This is a genomic window from Mammaliicoccus sp. K-M42 (genome assembly GCF_022386375.1).
In the GTDB taxonomy this organism is placed as follows: Bacteria; Bacillota; Bacilli; order Staphylococcales; family Staphylococcaceae; genus Mammaliicoccus; species Mammaliicoccus fleurettii.
The window spans coordinates 1-16,210 of record NZ_JAJNIS010000018.1; the positions used below are offsets into that span (position 1 = coordinate 1).

At 31.5% G+C, this 16,210-nt stretch carries 17 protein-coding genes; 12 read left to right on the forward strand and 5 right to left on the reverse strand.

What is annotated here, in order from left to right; translation table 11 throughout:
* Window positions 1-469 precede the first annotated feature (469 nt).
* The 6 genes from LQ668_RS09375 to ptsP all read left to right on the forward strand — a co-directional run bounded on the left by LQ668_RS09375 (window position 470) and on the right by ptsP (window position 7,235).
* Window positions 470-1,642, forward strand: coding sequence for a class I SAM-dependent rRNA methyltransferase (locus LQ668_RS09375; RefSeq protein ID WP_239700567.1), 1,173 nt, complete (start codon window positions 470-472; stop codon window positions 1,640-1,642).
* Window positions 1,643-1,714: 72 nt separating this feature from the next.
* Window positions 1,715-2,251, forward strand: a complete 537-nt coding sequence (locus LQ668_RS09380) for a DUF697 domain-containing protein (protein ID WP_078356779.1) — start codon at window positions 1,715-1,717, stop codon at window positions 2,249-2,251.
* A gap of 861 nt (window positions 2,252-3,112) precedes the next feature.
* Window positions 3,113-4,207 (forward strand): carbohydrate kinase, encoded by a 1,095-nt coding sequence (locus tag LQ668_RS09385; protein WP_239700570.1) that lies wholly within the window; start codon window positions 3,113-3,115, stop codon window positions 4,205-4,207.
* Window positions 4,204-5,121: a pseudouridine-5'-phosphate glycosidase gene (locus LQ668_RS09390; protein ID WP_078356781.1), complete on the forward strand. Its 918-nt coding sequence runs from the start codon at window positions 4,204-4,206 to the stop codon at window positions 5,119-5,121. Before LQ668_RS09385 ends, LQ668_RS09390 begins: the two co-directional genes overlap by 4 nt.
* Window positions 5,122-5,256: 135 nt before the next feature.
* A complete protein-coding gene (locus LQ668_RS09395) occupies window positions 5,257-5,523 on the forward strand; it encodes a phosphocarrier protein HPr (protein ID WP_016912884.1) in 267 nt (88 codons plus the stop codon).
* A complete protein-coding gene (ptsP, locus tag LQ668_RS09400; RefSeq protein ID WP_078356782.1) occupies window positions 5,523-7,235 on the forward strand; it encodes a phosphoenolpyruvate--protein phosphotransferase in 1,713 nt (570 codons plus the stop codon). Before LQ668_RS09395 ends, ptsP begins: the two co-directional genes overlap by 1 nt.
* A gap of 30 nt (window positions 7,236-7,265) precedes the next feature.
* On the opposite strand, the gene LQ668_RS09405 is transcribed toward ptsP, so the two are convergent.
* Together LQ668_RS09405 and LQ668_RS09410 are read right to left on the reverse strand one after the other, a co-directional pair.
* Window positions 7,266-8,039, reverse strand: coding sequence for a metallophosphoesterase (locus tag LQ668_RS09405; protein ID WP_078356783.1), 774 nt, complete (start codon window positions 8,037-8,039; stop codon window positions 7,266-7,268).
* A complete protein-coding gene (locus LQ668_RS09410; protein WP_078356784.1) occupies window positions 8,039-8,269 on the reverse strand; it encodes a glutaredoxin family protein in 231 nt (76 codons plus the stop codon). The genes LQ668_RS09405 and LQ668_RS09410 overlap by 1 nt, the downstream gene beginning before the upstream one ends.
* A 184-nt stretch (window positions 8,270-8,453) precedes the next feature.
* Here LQ668_RS09410 and LQ668_RS09415 point away from each other — a divergent pair, with 184 nt between their 5' ends.
* From LQ668_RS09415 to LQ668_RS09425, 3 genes are read left to right on the forward strand one after another with little or no spacing between them, the layout of a single operon-like run.
* Entirely contained in the window at window positions 8,454-9,800 is a 1,347-nt protein-coding gene (locus LQ668_RS09415) for a cytochrome ubiquinol oxidase subunit I (protein ID WP_078356785.1), read from the forward strand.
* On the forward strand, window positions 9,800-10,816 hold the full coding sequence (locus LQ668_RS09420) for a cytochrome d ubiquinol oxidase subunit II (protein WP_078356786.1): 1,017 nt from the start codon (window positions 9,800-9,802) through the stop codon (window positions 10,814-10,816). Before LQ668_RS09415 ends, LQ668_RS09420 begins: the two co-directional genes overlap by 1 nt.
* Window positions 10,817-10,843: 27 nt before the next feature.
* A complete protein-coding gene (locus LQ668_RS09425; protein ID WP_078356787.1) occupies window positions 10,844-11,506 on the forward strand; it encodes a potassium channel family protein in 663 nt (220 codons plus the stop codon).
* 58 nt (window positions 11,507-11,564) lie between these two features.
* Here the strand turns inward: LQ668_RS09425 and rnjA are convergent, their stop codons facing one another.
* Together rnjA and LQ668_RS09435 are read right to left on the reverse strand one after the other, a co-directional pair.
* The gene (gene rnjA / locus LQ668_RS09430) at window positions 11,565-13,238 is read right to left on the reverse strand and encodes a ribonuclease J1 (RefSeq protein ID WP_078356788.1); all 1,674 of its coding nucleotides are present in this window, start codon (window positions 13,236-13,238) and stop codon (window positions 11,565-11,567) included.
* Window positions 13,239-13,451 carry a DNA-dependent RNA polymerase subunit epsilon gene (locus LQ668_RS09435; RefSeq protein ID WP_078356789.1) on the reverse strand — a complete coding sequence of 71 codons (213 nt, stop codon included), beginning with the start codon at window positions 13,449-13,451 and terminating at the stop codon, window positions 13,239-13,241. It lies immediately after the preceding gene.
* A 233-nt stretch (window positions 13,452-13,684) separates the two neighbouring features.
* Here LQ668_RS09435 and LQ668_RS09440 point away from each other — a divergent pair, with 233 nt between their 5' ends.
* Entirely contained in the window at window positions 13,685-14,464 is a 780-nt protein-coding gene (locus LQ668_RS09440; protein WP_115337602.1) for a Cof-type HAD-IIB family hydrolase, read from the forward strand.
* Between the two features lie 12 nt (window positions 14,465-14,476).
* On the forward strand, window positions 14,477-14,749 hold the full coding sequence (locus LQ668_RS09445) for a hypothetical protein (RefSeq protein WP_078356791.1): 273 nt from the start codon (window positions 14,477-14,479) through the stop codon (window positions 14,747-14,749).
* 150 nt (window positions 14,750-14,899) lie between these two features.
* Here the strand turns inward: LQ668_RS09445 and def are convergent, their stop codons facing one another.
* On the reverse strand, window positions 14,900-15,454 hold the full coding sequence (gene def / locus LQ668_RS09450; RefSeq protein ID WP_078356792.1) for a peptide deformylase: 555 nt from the start codon (window positions 15,452-15,454) through the stop codon (window positions 14,900-14,902).
* 119 nt (window positions 15,455-15,573) lie between these two features.
* On the opposite strand from def, the gene LQ668_RS09455 reads away from it, so the two are divergent.
* On the forward strand, window positions 15,574-16,206 hold the full coding sequence (locus tag LQ668_RS09455) for a YkyA family protein (RefSeq protein ID WP_239700572.1): 633 nt from the start codon (window positions 15,574-15,576) through the stop codon (window positions 16,204-16,206).
* Window positions 16,207-16,210: the final 4 nt, after the last annotated feature.

The following is a 16,210-nucleotide window of genomic DNA, read 5'->3' on the forward strand; positions in this document are numbered from 1 at the left end:
CGCTCTCTTCTCATAAAAAGACCACCTACTTTCTTAATTTTAACAATACTTCTCTTTAAAGAAGTTGTCCAATTAAGTGTAGACGGTCCAGTGTAAACAAGGGCAGCTATAGTGACAAAACTGAAGAGAAGTGTAAACAAGGGCAACTATATTCACACAATTCAAGAGTTATATAACATTTTATATATATAGATTAAAATAAATATTTAGCTTGATAGTGAAATTAAAAATGTAAAAAGTAAATATTTTTAATGAATTTCTTTGGAAAATGTATTGCACGGAATAATCTTATCCTTTATACTAATTTTAGTAAGCGTTTACATAAAAGGGGATCAAACTTTCTGGGGGAAATTTTGATTAATAAATTCGGTTAACAGAGTATTCTAAAGGGGGATACTCTGTTTTTTTGGCGTTTTGCGTAATATACGTTATAATATGTGAGACATTTCGAAAGGATGGCCAAAAAATAATGAAACAGTTAATGCTCAAAAGAGGTAAAGAAGATAAATATTTAAGAGGTTTCCCTCTTGTTGAAAAAGATGATGTATTTGATATGCCAAGTACAGATGAAGGTGAATTAGTAGCGCTTGTAGATTCTGGTAAAAGATTTATTGCTACAGCTTATTATGGTGAACAAAATAAAGGTATCGGTTGGGTATTATCTTTAGATTCAACTGAAAAGATAGATCATAACTTTTTTGTAAATCTATTTAAGACGGCTAAAAGTGAAAGAGAATATTATGATCATGTTGATGGTATAAATGCATATAGAATATTCAATGCTGAAGGTGATGGTATCGGTGGATTGACAATTGATTATTACGACGGACATTTACTGATTCAATGGTACTCTGTAGGTATTTATCGTTTGAAAGATAGATTGTTACCTGCTATTAAAGAAGTATTTGAATATAAATCTATTTTTGAAAAAAGAAGATTTAAAGGAATGGAAACTGCATCTGATTTTGTTGACGGAACAGCACCTGGTTTCCCATACGTAGTGGAAGAAAATCATTTATATTATAATATCGATTTAGACGATGGACCGATGACAGGTATTTTCCTAGATCAAAAAGATGTACGAAAAAAATTAAGAGATCATTATAGCGAAGATAAAGATGTGCTGAATTTGTTTAGTTATACTGGTGCTTTTTCTGTTGCAGCAAGTGAGAATGCTAATTCCACGACTAGTGTAGATTTAGCAAACAGAGCAAGACCACTTACTGAAGCTAATTTTGGATTAAATGCAATTGATTTAAATAATAATCATATATTCACCATGGATGTATTCGATTATTTCAAATACGCTCTTCGTCACGGTTTGAGTTATGATGTAGTTGTTATTGATCCTCCAAGTTTTGCTCGTCATAAGAAAAAAACATTTAGCGTTCAGAAAAATTACCCAGAATTAATTGAAGGGTCTTTAGAACTACTAAATGAACAAGGTACTTTAGTATTAAGTACAAATTCAAGTGCTTTTCCTCAAAAAGCGTTTAAGAAGATGATTAACCAAACATTGGATGCGCTAGATGTAGATTATACAATTTCAGATGTAATGGGCTTACCTAAAGACTTTAAGAGCCATCCACATTACAAACCGAGCAAGTATTTAAAAGTAGTCTTTGTCCAAATAAATGGTTAAAATTTCCTAAAACGGGTATAAGTTAATATTCTAGTATTGAATACTAACGAAACTGTGAGGAGATTGAACATAATGGGTATTTTTAATAAAATTAGTACAAAAGCAGGAAATAAAGCATTAGGCATAGAAGAAATTAAAAAACGTTCTGAGTTACCAGTAACACAAGATGAATTATTAGAGCGTAGAAAAAGAGCTAAAGAATTAGTTTATAAAAAATCATTAATGTCATCTGCAGCGAATGTAGTTCCTATCCCAGGATTAGGTGTGGGTATGGATATTAAACTTATGGGTGATATTATTGAAGATATCAATAAAATTTATGGACTAAGTCATAAACAAGTGAACAAAATGCAAGATGATTTAAAACAAAAAGTGCTTACATCAGCTGCCATGAAAGGTAGTCAATTCATAGGACAAAAAGTTACTAATGCTATGGTGAAAGTATTCTTTAAATCAGTAGTTAAACGTGAAGCAGCTAAACAATCAAGATGGATACCACTTGTAGGTCAAGCTGTTGCTGGTTCAATTAGTTATTATTTAATGAAAAAAATGGGTGACGATCACATTAAGAAATGTGAAACAGTTATTCAAGAATTTATAGGTGAATAGTGTTATAAAAAGAGGATGGGACAATTAATTTGTCCCATCCTCTTATTGTATATTGTTGATTTTGAGGGTGTCTTAGATTAACTTTTGACTTAATCTACAACTTGGCCAAACTCTTCGATTAACTTCTGACTTAATCTACAACTTGGCTGAACTCTTCGATTAACTTCTAACTTAATCTACAACTTAGCCAAACTCTTAGATTAACTACTGACTTAATCTATAACTTAGCTGAACTCTTCGATTAACTTCCGACTTAATCTACAACTTGGCCAATCTCTTCGATTAACTACCGACTTAATCTACAACTTAGCTGAACTCTTCGATTAACTTCTAACTTAATCTACAACTTAGCTGAACTCTTCGATTAACTACCGACTTAATCTACAACTTGGCTGAAATCTTCGATTAACTTCTGACTTAATCTACAACTTGGCTGAACTCTTCGATTAACTTCTAACTTAATCTACAACTTAGCCAAACTCTTAGATTAACTCCTAACTTAATCTACAACTTAGCCAAACTCTTAGTTTAACTTCTGACTTAATCTACAACTTGGTCGAACTCTTCGCTTAATTGTCTAATTTATCTACGACTCATCTCATTTTTTTAATAAACTTATTTATGTTTCAGCATTTCATCATTATATAGGCGGTGTTTGATTGGATTGATTATGCACTTATATCAATCTTTTTTAAATAAAATAATTTTTCTCGGGAGTAGGATGACGAAATCTATTTTTATAAAATTAGAACTTTGTACTACTCCTATTATTTTTAAATTTGCATTTTAAATGAAAACGCTTTATAATGAATTTGTAAACATAAGTTTTAAAAATAAACATTTGTTTGTGAGGTGAGTTACTTGAATGAAAATGAAAAGTTAATACTTAATTTAATTAAAGAGAACCCTTTTATTTCACAACAAGAATTATCAGATAAAGTTGGTTTATCAAGACCAGCTGTTGCAAATATAATATCAGGATTAGTAAAGAAAGAATATGTGCAAGGAAAAGCTTATGTATTAAATGAACAAAATCCTATTGTTTGTATAGGTGGTGCGAACATTGATAGGAAGTTTCATGTTACAGACAAATTAGTACAAGGTACTTCGAATCCTGTTACATCTGAATCATCTATTGGTGGAGTTGCAAGAAATGTTGCAGAAAACTTAGGACGTATAGGTGAAGATGTTCTTCTATTAACAACTTCAGGAAATGATGCAGAGTGGCAACATATTGCTGATTTATCGTCACCATTTATGAATGTAGATTATGTTGAGAAAATTTCTAGTGAAGCTACAGGTAGTTATACAGCATTGTTAGATCAAGATGGAAATATGACGATGGGGCTCGCGGATATGTCAGTATATGACAAAATTACGCCAGAGTTTATGATTAAAAATACTTATTTATTAAATAAGTCGAAATGTATCATTGCTGACTTAAACTGTCCTAAAGAAACACTTGAGTTCTTATGCTCATATGCGGAGAAAAAACAAATTAAACTTGTTCTGATCGCTGTCTCAGGACCAAAAATGAATAGACTTCCAAACAATTTACATGCAGTAGATTGGTTGATTTTAAATAAAGATGAGGTTGAATCATATGTTGGTAAAGAAGCACATTCAGAATTAGAATTACAAAGTTATATGAGTGAGATTAAGTCATTAGGTGTTAGCAATTTAATTGTTACATCTGGTAAAGAAAAGATATTTTATGTAGGTGCAGAGGGACAACATGAGTTTCAGGTTAACGCAGTAGACCGTGTTGTAGATGTAACAGGAGCTGGAGATGCTTTTACATCAGCATTAATTTACGGATGGCTGAAATCATATGATATAGAACAAATTTTTAATTTAGCTAGAGCAAATGCTTCAAAGACTATTAAAACATCTTATACAGTTAGACAAGATTTAGATAGAAAACAACTAATAAAAGACATGGAGGAAATAAAATGAAAAACTATATTCAATTTTCAAAAGAGGTAGAAAAAGCTAAACAGGAAGATAAAGCAATCGTTGCATTAGAATCTACAATTATTTCACACGGTATGCCATACCCACAAAACGTAGAAATGGCTAAAAAAGTGGAGCAAATTGTAAGAGACAATGGTGGAGTTCCAGCAACTATAGCAATTATTAATGGAGAAATAAAAATCGGTTTAAATGACGAAGAACTAGAATTATTAGCAAGTGCAGAAGATGTTGCCAAAGTTTCAAGAAGAGACATTGCAGAAATATTAGCTACAAAAAAAATCGGTGCAACTACTGTAGCATCAACTATGATTTGTGCTCAATTAGCTGATATTAAATTCTTCGTAACAGGTGGAATCGGTGGTGTTCATAAAGGCGCAGAACATACAATGGATATCTCAGCTGATTTAGATGAACTTTCAAAAACTAAAGTAGCAGTAATTTGTGCTGGCGCAAAATCAATCCTTGATTTAGACAAAACTTTAGAATATTTAGAAACTAAAGGTGTACCAGTGGTTGGCTATCAAACAGATGAACTTCCTGCATTCTTTACAAGAGAAAGTGGTTTGAAATTAAATACGAGAATCGATGATGTAAAAACAATTGCACAATTAGCAGAAGTACAATGGGATTTAGGATTAGATTCAGGTATCGTAATTGCGAACCCAGTTCCTGAAGAAGATCAATTAGACTCAAGTTTTATTAACGGAATTATAGATAAAGCAGTTGCAAAAGCTGAAAAAGAAGGCGTTCATGGTAAAGATTCAACACCATTCCTATTAGGTGAAATTGTTAAACAATCTGATGGAAAATCATTAGAAACAAATATTAAACTTGTTGAACATAATGCCAAAATTGGAACACAAATAGCAGTTGAATATTCGAACCTATCAAAATAAAGGAGAATTGAATCAAATAACTGCATAGTTATGTAATTTGATTGAATTGTAAGTGTTTTTTTGATATTCTTTAATCGTATAGATAAAATTTGATTTTATACAAATTAAATATAGGAATTAGAAGGAGACAATAATATGGAACAAAATTCTTACGTAATAATTGACGAAACGGGTATTCATGCAAGACCAGCAACTATGTTAGTACAAACTGCATCTAAATTTGATTCAGATGTACAATTAGAATATAACGCTAAAAAAGTAAACTTAAAATCTATTATGGGTGTAATGAGCCTAGGTGTTGGTAAAGATGCTGAAATCACTATCTACGCTGAGGGTAGTGACGAGAAAGAAGCAATCGAAGCAATTACTGAAGTATTATCAAAAGAAGGATTAACTAAATAATGTCTGAAATTTTAAAAGGGATAGCTGCATCTGATGGTGTGGCTATTAGTAAAGCATATTTATTAGTTGAACCTGACTTATCATTTTCTAGCGAAAATATCAGCGATGTAGATGGCGAAGTTGAAAAGTTCAAAGCAGCTGTTAACCAATCTAAAGTTGAATTAACTCAGATTCGAAATAATGCTGAGAAACAACTTGGAGCTGATAAAGCTGCGATTTTTGATGCACATTTATTAGTGTTAGAAGATCCAGAATTACTCAATCCAATTGAAGAAAATATTCGCAATAATAAAGTTAATGCGCCAACAGCATTAGAAGAAGTATCTTCAAATTTCATTACGATTTTTGAAAATATGGATAATGAATACATGAAAGAACGTGCGGCAGATATCCGTGACGTTTCGAAACGTATTTTGGCTCATATATTGGGAGTAGAGTTGCCAAATCCTAGTATGATTAATGAAAGCGTTATTATTGTTGGTGAAGATTTAACACCATCTGATACAGCACAACTTAACAAAGAATTTGTTAAAGGTTTTGCTACAAACATCGGTGGAAGAACTTCACACTCAGCAATAATGAGTCGTTCATTAGAAATTCCTGCTGTAGTAGGTACAAAAGATATTACTAGCCGAGTGAAACATGGAGATAGTCTTATCATTGATGGTCTATCTGGTGATGTAATTATTGACCCTACAGAGGATGAAGTTCAAGCTTACGAACAAAAACATACTAACTTCTTAGCTGAAAAAGAAGAACTAGCGAAACTTGTTAATGATGAATCTGTTTCTAAAGACGGAGTTCATGTAGAACTTGCAGCTAATATTGGAACACCTAAAGATTTAACGGGTGTTAAAAATAATGGTGCAGAAGGTATCGGTTTATACCGTACTGAGTTTTTATACATGGGTAGAGACAATATGCCTTCAGAAGAGGAACAATTCGAAGCTTATAGTAAAGTATTAAAAGAAATGGACGGTAAACGTGTAGTTGTTCGTACTTTAGATATTGGTGGAGATAAAGAATTATCTTACTTAAACTTACCTAAAGAAATGAATCCATTCTTAGGATATAGAGCTATTCGCTTATGTCTAGACCAAACTGACATCTTTAGAACACAATTAAGAGCATTATTACGTGCATCTGAGTTCGGTAAATTAAATATCATGTTTCCAATGATAGCTACAATTAAAGAATTCAGAGACGCTAAAGCAATCTTACTAGAAGAAAAAGAGAAATTAGTTTCTGAAGGTGTTAAAGTTGATGATGATATCGAAATCGGTATTATGGTAGAGATTCCATCAACTGCAGCACTTGCTGACATCTTTGCTAAAGAAGTTGATTTCTTCAGTATCGGTACAAACGATTTAATCCAATACACAATGGCAGCTGATCGTATGTCTGAGCGTGTTTCATATTTATACCAACCATATAACCCAGCAATTCTTCGCTTAGTTAAGCAAGTAATTGAAGCTTCACATAAAGAAGGTAAATGGACAGGTATGTGTGGAGAAATGGCTGGAGATAACACAGCAATTCCATTATTACTTGGATTAGGCTTAGATGAATTTTCTATGAGTGCGACAAGTATTCTTAAAGCAAGAAAACAAATCAAACAATTAGATCAAAAAGAAATGCAAGAATTAGCAAGTCGTGCTATTAACTGTGCAACTGAAGAAGAAGTTGTAGAACTTGTTAATGAATTATCATAAATGGTAAATAAAAAGTAGGGCGTGATTTACTCACGTCCTACTTTTTTTAGCTTTAATATTAAATATGCCAATTTCAGGTGAACAAAATATTCTAATAGGTAATCTCGTCATGCCTATACCTTTGTTTACAAATAGATGTTGCTGTCTTCTAATATGATATAAACCTTGAATATATTTTTTGCCAAAAGTAGGTGTATATAATGCACCAATTTTAGGCACGCGTACTTGGCCTCCATGCGTATGGCCAGATAATACTAAGTCGATGTTAGGGTCCAACAATTTAACTTTATCAGGTTCATGCATCAAACCTATTCTATATGCGATAGGACCATCTGCTAATTGGAAGGAACTATTAAAATTTGGTTGGCCAAAACATATATCGTCTATTCCATGTATTAAAATATTACCAGCTGGAGTCACAATTTTATAATAATCATTTAGTAGTAATTGAAAACCAGACTTTTTTATGATGTTTAATACGATTTGTATACCGTTTGACCCGTAATCATGATTGCCAGGAACGAAAAACTTACCATATTTTGATTGAATCGTTCTAAATAAAGGTATAACAAGATAAGGATCAAATGAAGCATATTTGATATTGTCAAAACAATCACCAGTAAAACAAACTATATCAGCCTCTTGTTTGTTTATTAAAAGAACAAGTTGATGTAAGTCTTCTAAAGTAGAATAATAGCCTAAGTGTAAATCTGAAATATGGACTATCTTTAAATTAGTAGATAAATTACTTTGAAGTGAATGCGTTACTAACTTTATTTTAGAATTTGGAAAATGAAATTTCATCAGTTTTTACCTAAAGCTTCATTGAAAGAATTTATATCAACTTGGTAAAATACTTTATCATTTATAAGAACAGTAGGCGTTGAAAAGCTATCTAAATCTATTAATTCATTTTTGAACTGTTTATTTTTAATATTTTTTTCAGTGTAATCAATTTCCTTTTCCTTGAAATATTGTTTAACAAATTGGCAAGGGGGACACTGATCTTGTGTATAAATCGTAACTTTATTCATTGCTTTCACCTCGACTTTATATAGTCATATTATAACGATTTCTAATTGTGTTCAACGATTATGTTTAATAATGCCACTAATTTGTCATTACTTTGTAAATGTTAAACATTTTATTAATGTTTAAAATGATGTATAATGAGTTTAAATTGTGATGTAAATCACAAACGTTGAATGGAGGAATATTATGGATGCAGTAGTTATTAGTCGTTTACTGACTGCTATGACCTTGGGATTCCATATCATATTTGCAACAATTGGTGTAGGTATCCCATTAATGTTTGCTATTGCTGAATTCATAGGTATTAAGAAAGACAATCCTATGTATATTGCTATGGCAAAGCGTTGGTCTAAAGGTTACACAATTACTGTAGCAGTTGGTGTTGTTACAGGGACGATTATTGGCTTACAATTATCATTATTGTGGCCGTCATTTATGCAATTAGGTGGTCAAGTTATTGCGCTACCATTATTTATGGAAACATTTGCCTTTTTCTTTGAGGCGATTTTCTTAAGTATTTATCTATATACTTGGGATAGATTTAAAGGAAAATGGACACACTTTTTAATTAATTTACCAGTTATTATTGGTGGAACATTCTCAGCGTTTTTCATTACATCTGTGAATTCTTTCATGAATACGCCTAGTGGTTTTGATTTTATTAACGGGAAATTAATGAATATTGATCCATTAGCAGCAATGTTTAATGCATCATTTGGGGTAAGATCATTCCATGTAATTGCGACTGCTTTTATGACAGCTGCATTTATTTTGGCAAGTATTGCAGCATATCGTTTAATCAAGAATAAATTCATTGATGATAAAGAATATCATAAAAAAGCACTTAAACTTACTATGACAGTAGGTCTTATTGCGAGTTTATTCGCTATGCTTGCAGGTGATTTATCTGCAAAATTTTTACATGAAGAACAACCAGAAAAGCTAGCAGCTATGGAGTGGCATTTTGAAAGTGAATCAAAAGCTGACCTTGTATTATTTGGATTAGTAGATGAAGATAAACAAGAAGTTAAAGGTGCTATTAAAATTCCTGGGGCGCTAAGCTTCTTATCAGATAATAATTTCAATACTGAAGTAAAAGGGCTAAATGAATTCAAAAGTGATGAAACACCACCGCTTATTATTCATTATTTCTTTGATTTAATGGTGTTCTTCGGTGTTTATTGTTTTGCAGTTTCAGCATTGTTCATCGTATTAAAATGGTTCAAGAAATGGTCTCAATATAGTAAACCTATATTGTATTTAGCTGTTTTGACAGGTCCATTAGCAATGCTAGCTATAGAATTTGGTTGGTTCTTAGCAGAAATGGGTAGACAACCTTGGATATTACGAGGCTATTTAAAAGTTGCAGATGCAGCTACACATGCTGATGGTTTAAGTCTAGTATTTATAGCTTTTGCAATTCTTTATTTAATACTAGGTATTTCATCAAGTTATGTTCTAATTAGAATGTTCAGTCATAGTAAAGCTACGGATGATGTGAATAAAATAATAGACAGAAAGGGTGAAGTATAATGGATTATCAACATATAGGAATCACTGTACTTTGGCTCTTTTTGTATGGTTATATCATTATCGGTGCGATAGATTTTGGTGCTGGGTTCTTTGCTTTTCATGCAAAATTAACAAAACAAGATCATATTATTAATAATTTAATATCTAGATATTTAAACCCAGTTTGGGAAGTGACTAATGTATTCTTCGTATTCTTCTTTGTTGGAATAGTTGGATTCTTTCCAGACTCAGCATATTACTTTGGGTCAACATTATTGATACCAGGTAGTATAGCTTTAATACTATTAACAATACGTGGTAGTTTCTATGCATTTGAAAACTATGGACAAGATAGCAAGTTGTCTTGGTTATTCTTATATGGTGCTACAGGTTTACTTATTCCTGCATCATTTTCAACAATATTGACGATAGCTGAAGGTGGATATATTAAAGAAACAGATAAAGGAGTCAGCTTGCAATGGGTTGAATTATTGCTAAGTCCTTATGCTTGGGCGGTTGTCTTTTTAGCGATTATCTCTGTATTGTACATTTCTTCAGGATTCTTAACATTTTATGCAAATAAAGCAAAAGATTCTGAAGCATATCACTTATTGAGACAGTGGTTCCTTATTTGGGCAGTCCCAATGATTGTTATTTGTCAATTTGTATTCTTATCATTAAGACAACATAATGAAGACCACTTTAATAACGCTTTAGGTAGTTTCTGGTGGTTATTTGGTTTAAGTATCGTATTCTTCATTATAGCAGTTGTACTTATTTACTTAAAAAAAGCGCATGGTGTTGCATTTATCATGATATTATTACAATTTGGAACTGCATTTTTCGGATACGGTATTAGTAAATTACCGTATATTCTATATCCGTTTATAAATATTAATAAATCAGTTGTAAATGATCAAATGGCATTAATGCTTATTATCGTATTTATTTTAGGTTTACTTTTACTTGTTCCATCGCTAATATTATTATTAAGATTATTTATCTTTGATGCAGATTACGTTAAAGGTAAAAAATAATAACAATCAAAAGTATGGAGGCATATCATGAGTAAGGAATATGTAGTTATAGGCTTAGGTCGATTTGGTGGAAGTATTGTTAGAGAACTAAATGCCTTAGATATGGATGTTATGGCCATTGATGCTGATGAAGCGAGAGTAAATGAATATAGCGATATCGCCACACATGCGGTTATTGCGGACACTACAGATGAAGCAGTGATGAAGAGTTTAGGGATAAGAAACTTTGATCATGTCATTGTAGCAATTGGTGAAAATATTCAAGCAAGTACACTGACTACTTTAATTCTTAAAGAATTAGGTGTTAAGAAAGTTACTGCTAAAGCTCAAAATGATTACCATGCTAAAATTTTAAATAAAATTGGTGCAGATACAGTTGTTCATCCAGAAAGAGACATGGGTCGACGCATTGCACATAATGTAGCAAGTGCATCTGTATTAGACTACTTAGAACTATCAGATGAATATTCTATTGTTGAAATAAAAGCAGGGGAAAGACTTGCTGGAAATTCGATATTAGAATTAGATGTTCGTGCGAACTTTGGCATCAATATTATTGCTGTAAAAAGAGGGAAAGATATTATCGTTGCGCCAGATCCAAATGAAAATATAGAATATCATGATATATTAATTGTGATAGGTCACGATAATGATTTAAATAGATTTGAGAAAAAACTTGTAAATGAATAAGATGTAGTAAAAAAGCACCGACAATGTCAATTGACATCGTCGGTGCTTTTAAATATTATTATTTTATTTTCATGATTATTGGTAAAATCATTGGTTTACGAGCTGTTTTTTCATATAAATATGGTTGTAATGCTTCAGTAATCGTAGCTTTAACATGATGCCATTCTACTTTTTCGTTATTATTTAACTTTTCAATTACTGATTTTTTGATTAATCGTTGTGCGTCGTAAATTAAATGTCCTGATTCTCTCATATAAACAAAGCCTCTTGAGATGATATCTGGACCTGAAAGTAATTGTTTTGTTTTGAAATCAATACTTACTACAACAATGACAAGACCTTCTTCTGATAGAACTTTACGGTCTTTAATAACGACATTGCCGATATCTCCGATACCGTTACCATCAACAAATACATTGCCTGAAGGTATACGTCCAGCATATCTAGCTGAATCTTTAGTAAGTGCTAGTACATCTCCAATTTCATAAACAAAGATATTGTCAGGATCTACACCACAGTTAATACCTGTTTCGCTATGTTTTTTAAGCATTCTATATTCACCATGTATTGGCATGAAATATTTTGGCTTAATTAAACGTAGCATTAATTTTTGCTCATCTTGTGAACCGTGCCCTGATGTATGAATGTTAGATAATTTACCATGAATAACATCAGCACCAGCTTTATACAATGAATTGATAGTTCTATTAACACTCTTAGTGTTACCTGGAATAGGTGAAGAACTAAATACAACAGTGTCATCTGGAATAATACTTATTTGTCTATGTGTACCGTTGGCAATTCTAGAAAGTGCTGCCATAGGTTCACCTTGTGATCCAGTACATAAAATAAGAATTTCATGTTTAGGAACTGAATTGATTTTATTAGGTTCAATAAATGTTTCTGGTGGTACTTTAATGTAGCCTAATTCAGTACCAATCTTAATGTTGTTTTCCATTGAACGACCGAAGACAACAATTTTACGATTGTACTTCACAGCTGCTTCAACGGCTTGTTGCACTCTGTAAATATTAGATGCAAATGTTGCGAAGATAATTCTACCTGAACATTTACGGAATATTTCATCTACATTTTGTCCAACTTCTTTTTCACTTAAAGTAAAGTTAGGCACCTCTGAGTTAGTAGAGTCTGATAATAAACAAAGAACGCCTTCTTCTCCAAGTTGAGCCATTTTGGCAATATTCGCAGGCTTACCTACAGGCGTGAAATCAAATTTGAAATCTCCTGTATGGACGATTTTTCCTTCTGGTGTATCTGCAATAATACCGTAAGCTTCAGGGATACTATGCGTTGTTAAATAGAATGAAATTTTGAAGTGCTTAAATTCATAAACAGAATCTTCGTCAATTTCATTTAATTGAGCTGTTTTAAGTAGGTGATGCTCTTCCAGTTTATTTCTAATAAGTCCTAATGCTAATGGACCACTATAAATCGGAACATTCATTTGTTTTAATAAGAATGGAACACCACCAATATGATCTTCGTGTCCATGAGTGATAAATAAAGCTTTCACTTTATGTTTATTTTGAATTAAGTACGTATAATCTGGTATCACGTAATCGATACCAAGAAGATCATCGTCTGGGAATTTTATACCCGCGTCTATAACGATAATTTCATCTTGATATTCGAGGGCGTACGTGTTTTTACCAATTTCACCGAGACCACCCAGTGCGTATACGCCTACTTCATTTTTTTGTAGAGGTTTCATTTAGATAGTCTCCACGTTAAAATGATCTGATTGTTTTTCATAATCTAAATGAGCGCCCTCTAATTTTTGGACAAATTCGATATTGTAATTACGGTCTGTTAAATATCTTCTAACTTGTTCTTCAGTTTGTCCTTCAAAATACTTTGTTTGTGTACTTTCACGTACAATTACTTCACTTTTATCTTCTTGAAAAAATACTTTAAATACTGCCATATATAAATCCTCCTAGGTTAATTAACATAAATAAAGCCCTAGTTTTAAGTCTAGGGTTAGTCAATTTTGAAATTTGATTCCCGTTCAATTTGAAAAGTAGCTATATAAATAAATATAGATACCCTTTTAATAAGTTCATTTTACATGATAATTAGAGATAAATAAAGATATTTAACTAAATCTTTCATATATATTGATTATGGACTAAAATAGATATAAGGAGGCGATCAAGGTTGAATAAGAAATTAATATTTTTCGACATAGACGGAACAATCTATGATGAAGATAAAAATATACCGAAATCTACAATCACTGCCATAAAACAATTAAAAGAAAAAGGGCATATAGTTGCAATTGCAACTGGAAGAGCGCCTTACATGTTTAAAGAAGTCATTAAAGAAACAGGAATAGAAACTTTTGTTTCACTAAATGGACAAATTGTTGTTTATAATGGAGAAATTATAGGGAAACACCCGTTAGATAAAGAGGAATTAACTAATATAGTAGAAAAAGCACATACAAATAATCATCCACTAGTATTTTTTGGTGAAACAGCAGTATATGCAAATGTTGAAAGTGATAATCACATATCAGAAAGCTTAGGATCACTAAAAATGGATTATCCTGAATATCACAATACATATTATCTCGAACATCCAGTTTACCAAGCACTTATTTTCCATACTGAGGATGAAGATGATAAATATGATGATAAATTTAATTCATTGAAATTTTATAGATGGCATACATTAAGTAGAGATGTTGTACCGAATAATCGATCGAAAGCAGAAGGAATAAAAGAACTAAGTGAAAAATTAGGTTTTCCACTCAGTGAAGTAGTTGCTTTTGGAGATGGTCCAAATGATATTGAAATGATTTCAGAAGTAGGTCAAGGCGTCGCAATGGGAAATGCAGTTGATGCATTAAAAACTGTTTGTGATTATGAAACTAAATCAGTTGATGAAGATGGAATATACTATGCATGTAAAGAATTAGGTTTGATAGACGAATAGGATGTGAGATGAATGGATAAAGTCGAACGTATTATCAAAACAGTCGAAAATGAAAAGGGCAGAACTGACAAACAATTCAAAGGTATTGAATTTAATATACGTAGAAATGAAGTTGTTATGATTTATAATTATGATGAAGTGGTTAATAACGTACAACAAGACCCTCACTATATTCGACATAATAAAGACCCAGAATGGTTAAGTTTAGACGAGCTAGCTGTAATTCAAAAAGCTTTAAAAGAAAAAGATATTCATTTTATAGAACGCAGAGACGAATTTATGTAGATAGTGTTTTGATTAAATGAAGATACAACAACTAAATTAATAGCTGAATCGCACGATATCTCGAAAGTCTTCGTGCGATTTGACTAAATTAAACTGCAAAAAGATGCTGAGACAATTAAATTGTCTCAGCATCTTTAATTTTGTAACTATTTAGTTGATTTCAACTGCATCTTCTAAAGGCATAAATGGATCTTCTTGATTTATGTGATCGTAGAACATCACACCATTTAAATGGTCAATTTCATGCTGCAATACGATTGCTGGATATCCTTTAAATCTTTTTTTAAATGGATTTCCTTCTATATCAAATGCTTGAATTGTTATTTTAAAGTTGCGGTGTACTAGACCAGGTTTAGATTCATCTACACTTAAACAACCTTCTCCACCATTTAAATATGCTTTTTGTACACTATGGCTAACAATTTTAGGGTTGATAAGTTGTAGTTCAATTGAATTACCTTTGCCATCATCTTGGATATACACAGCTAACATTTTTTTTGAAACGTTTATTTGTGGCGCAGCTAAGCCAACTCCTGAACGTAATCCATATTTTTTAGCTAAGTCTTCATTTTGTGAATTTTTTAGGAACTCTAACATTTCATTTAAAGTTTCTTTATCTTCACTTGAAATAGGCAATTCTACTTCATCGGCTTTTTTTCTAAGTGTTTCGTGGCCGTCACGAATAATATTTTCCATCGTAATCATTTACATACACCTTCCTCATATAAAATATATCAAAATCTACTCAGTTTTACATCTATTATTGATTGTATAAATAAAAAAAACAGAGTAACATGTTTATAGATATGTAAGGAGGCAATATAATGATTGGCAAGAAATTTTTAACATTAACACTGGCTAGTACAGTGATTTTAACAGCATGTGGTCAATCTAAAGAATCACTTGAATCTTTTTATAATAAGGTAGAAAAAGCAAACCAAGAAGAAAAAGTTATTGTGGATTTGAATGAAAAAATGACTAAAGCTGAAAAAGAAAAAGTGAAGAAAATTGAAGAACTAAATAATGCAAAAGATGAAAAGTTTAAATCTAAAGCAAAAGAATTAACTGAAGGTATAAAAAATAGAGAAGAAATTATAGACAATGAAAAATCAGCTATGGATAAATCAAAAAAGATTTACGAGACTTCTAAAGATGACTACAAAAATATAGAAGATGAGGAGCAATTGAAAGCAGCTAATGATTTGAAGAAAGCTTTGGACGATAAATATAAAGCACATGATAAAGTAATCAAAGGCTATAAAGACGTGTTGGATACTGAGCATCAATTATTTAGCTATTTAACAGAAGATAATGCTACTCAAGAAGGAACTAATAAACGTTCAAAAAAATTAGAAGAAGTTAATAAAAAGACTGAAAAAATAGTAACTGAATATCAAAACAATCTAAAAAAAGTACAACAAGAAAAGAAAGATGTTTCAAATATTTTAAATGAATAATTTG

What these genes read in the sequence shown, in the direction of transcription:
- LQ668_RS09410 (WP_078356784.1), bottom strand. Translation starts at nt 8,269, where the DNA reads ATGAATAAAGTTACGATTTATACACAAGATCAGTGTCCCCCTTGCCAA.
- LQ668_RS09380 (WP_078356779.1), top strand. Translation starts at nt 1,715, where the DNA reads ATGGGTATTTTTAATAAAATTAGTACAAAAGCAGGAAATAAAGCATTA.
- ptsP (WP_078356782.1), top strand. Translation starts at nt 5,523, where the DNA reads ATGTCTGAAATTTTAAAAGGGATAGCTGCATCTGATGGTGTGGCTATT.
- LQ668_RS09445 (WP_078356791.1), top strand. Translation starts at nt 14,477, where the DNA reads ATGGATAAAGTCGAACGTATTATCAAAACAGTCGAAAATGAAAAGGGC.
- def (WP_078356792.1), bottom strand. Translation starts at nt 15,454, where the DNA reads ATGATTACGATGGAAAATATTATTCGTGACGGCCACGAAACACTTAGA.
- rnjA (WP_078356788.1), bottom strand. Translation starts at nt 13,238, where the DNA reads ATGAAACCTCTACAAAAAAATGAAGTAGGCGTATACGCACTGGGTGGT.
- LQ668_RS09390 (WP_078356781.1), top strand. Translation starts at nt 4,204, where the DNA reads ATGAAAAACTATATTCAATTTTCAAAAGAGGTAGAAAAAGCTAAACAG.
- LQ668_RS09395 (WP_016912884.1), top strand. Translation starts at nt 5,257, where the DNA reads ATGGAACAAAATTCTTACGTAATAATTGACGAAACGGGTATTCATGCA.
- LQ668_RS09405 (WP_078356783.1), bottom strand. Translation starts at nt 8,039, where the DNA reads ATGAAATTTCATTTTCCAAATTCTAAAATAAAGTTAGTAACGCATTCA.
- LQ668_RS09415 (WP_078356785.1), top strand. Translation starts at nt 8,454, where the DNA reads ATGGATGCAGTAGTTATTAGTCGTTTACTGACTGCTATGACCTTGGGA.
- LQ668_RS09455 (WP_239700572.1), top strand. Translation starts at nt 15,574, where the DNA reads ATGATTGGCAAGAAATTTTTAACATTAACACTGGCTAGTACAGTGATT.
- LQ668_RS09435 (WP_078356789.1), bottom strand. Translation starts at nt 13,451, where the DNA reads ATGGCAGTATTTAAAGTATTTTTTCAAGAAGATAAAAGTGAAGTAATT.
- LQ668_RS09375 (WP_239700567.1), top strand. Translation starts at nt 470, where the DNA reads ATGAAACAGTTAATGCTCAAAAGAGGTAAAGAAGATAAATATTTAAGA.
- LQ668_RS09425 (WP_078356787.1), top strand. Translation starts at nt 10,844, where the DNA reads ATGAGTAAGGAATATGTAGTTATAGGCTTAGGTCGATTTGGTGGAAGT.
- LQ668_RS09420 (WP_078356786.1), top strand. Translation starts at nt 9,800, where the DNA reads ATGGATTATCAACATATAGGAATCACTGTACTTTGGCTCTTTTTGTAT.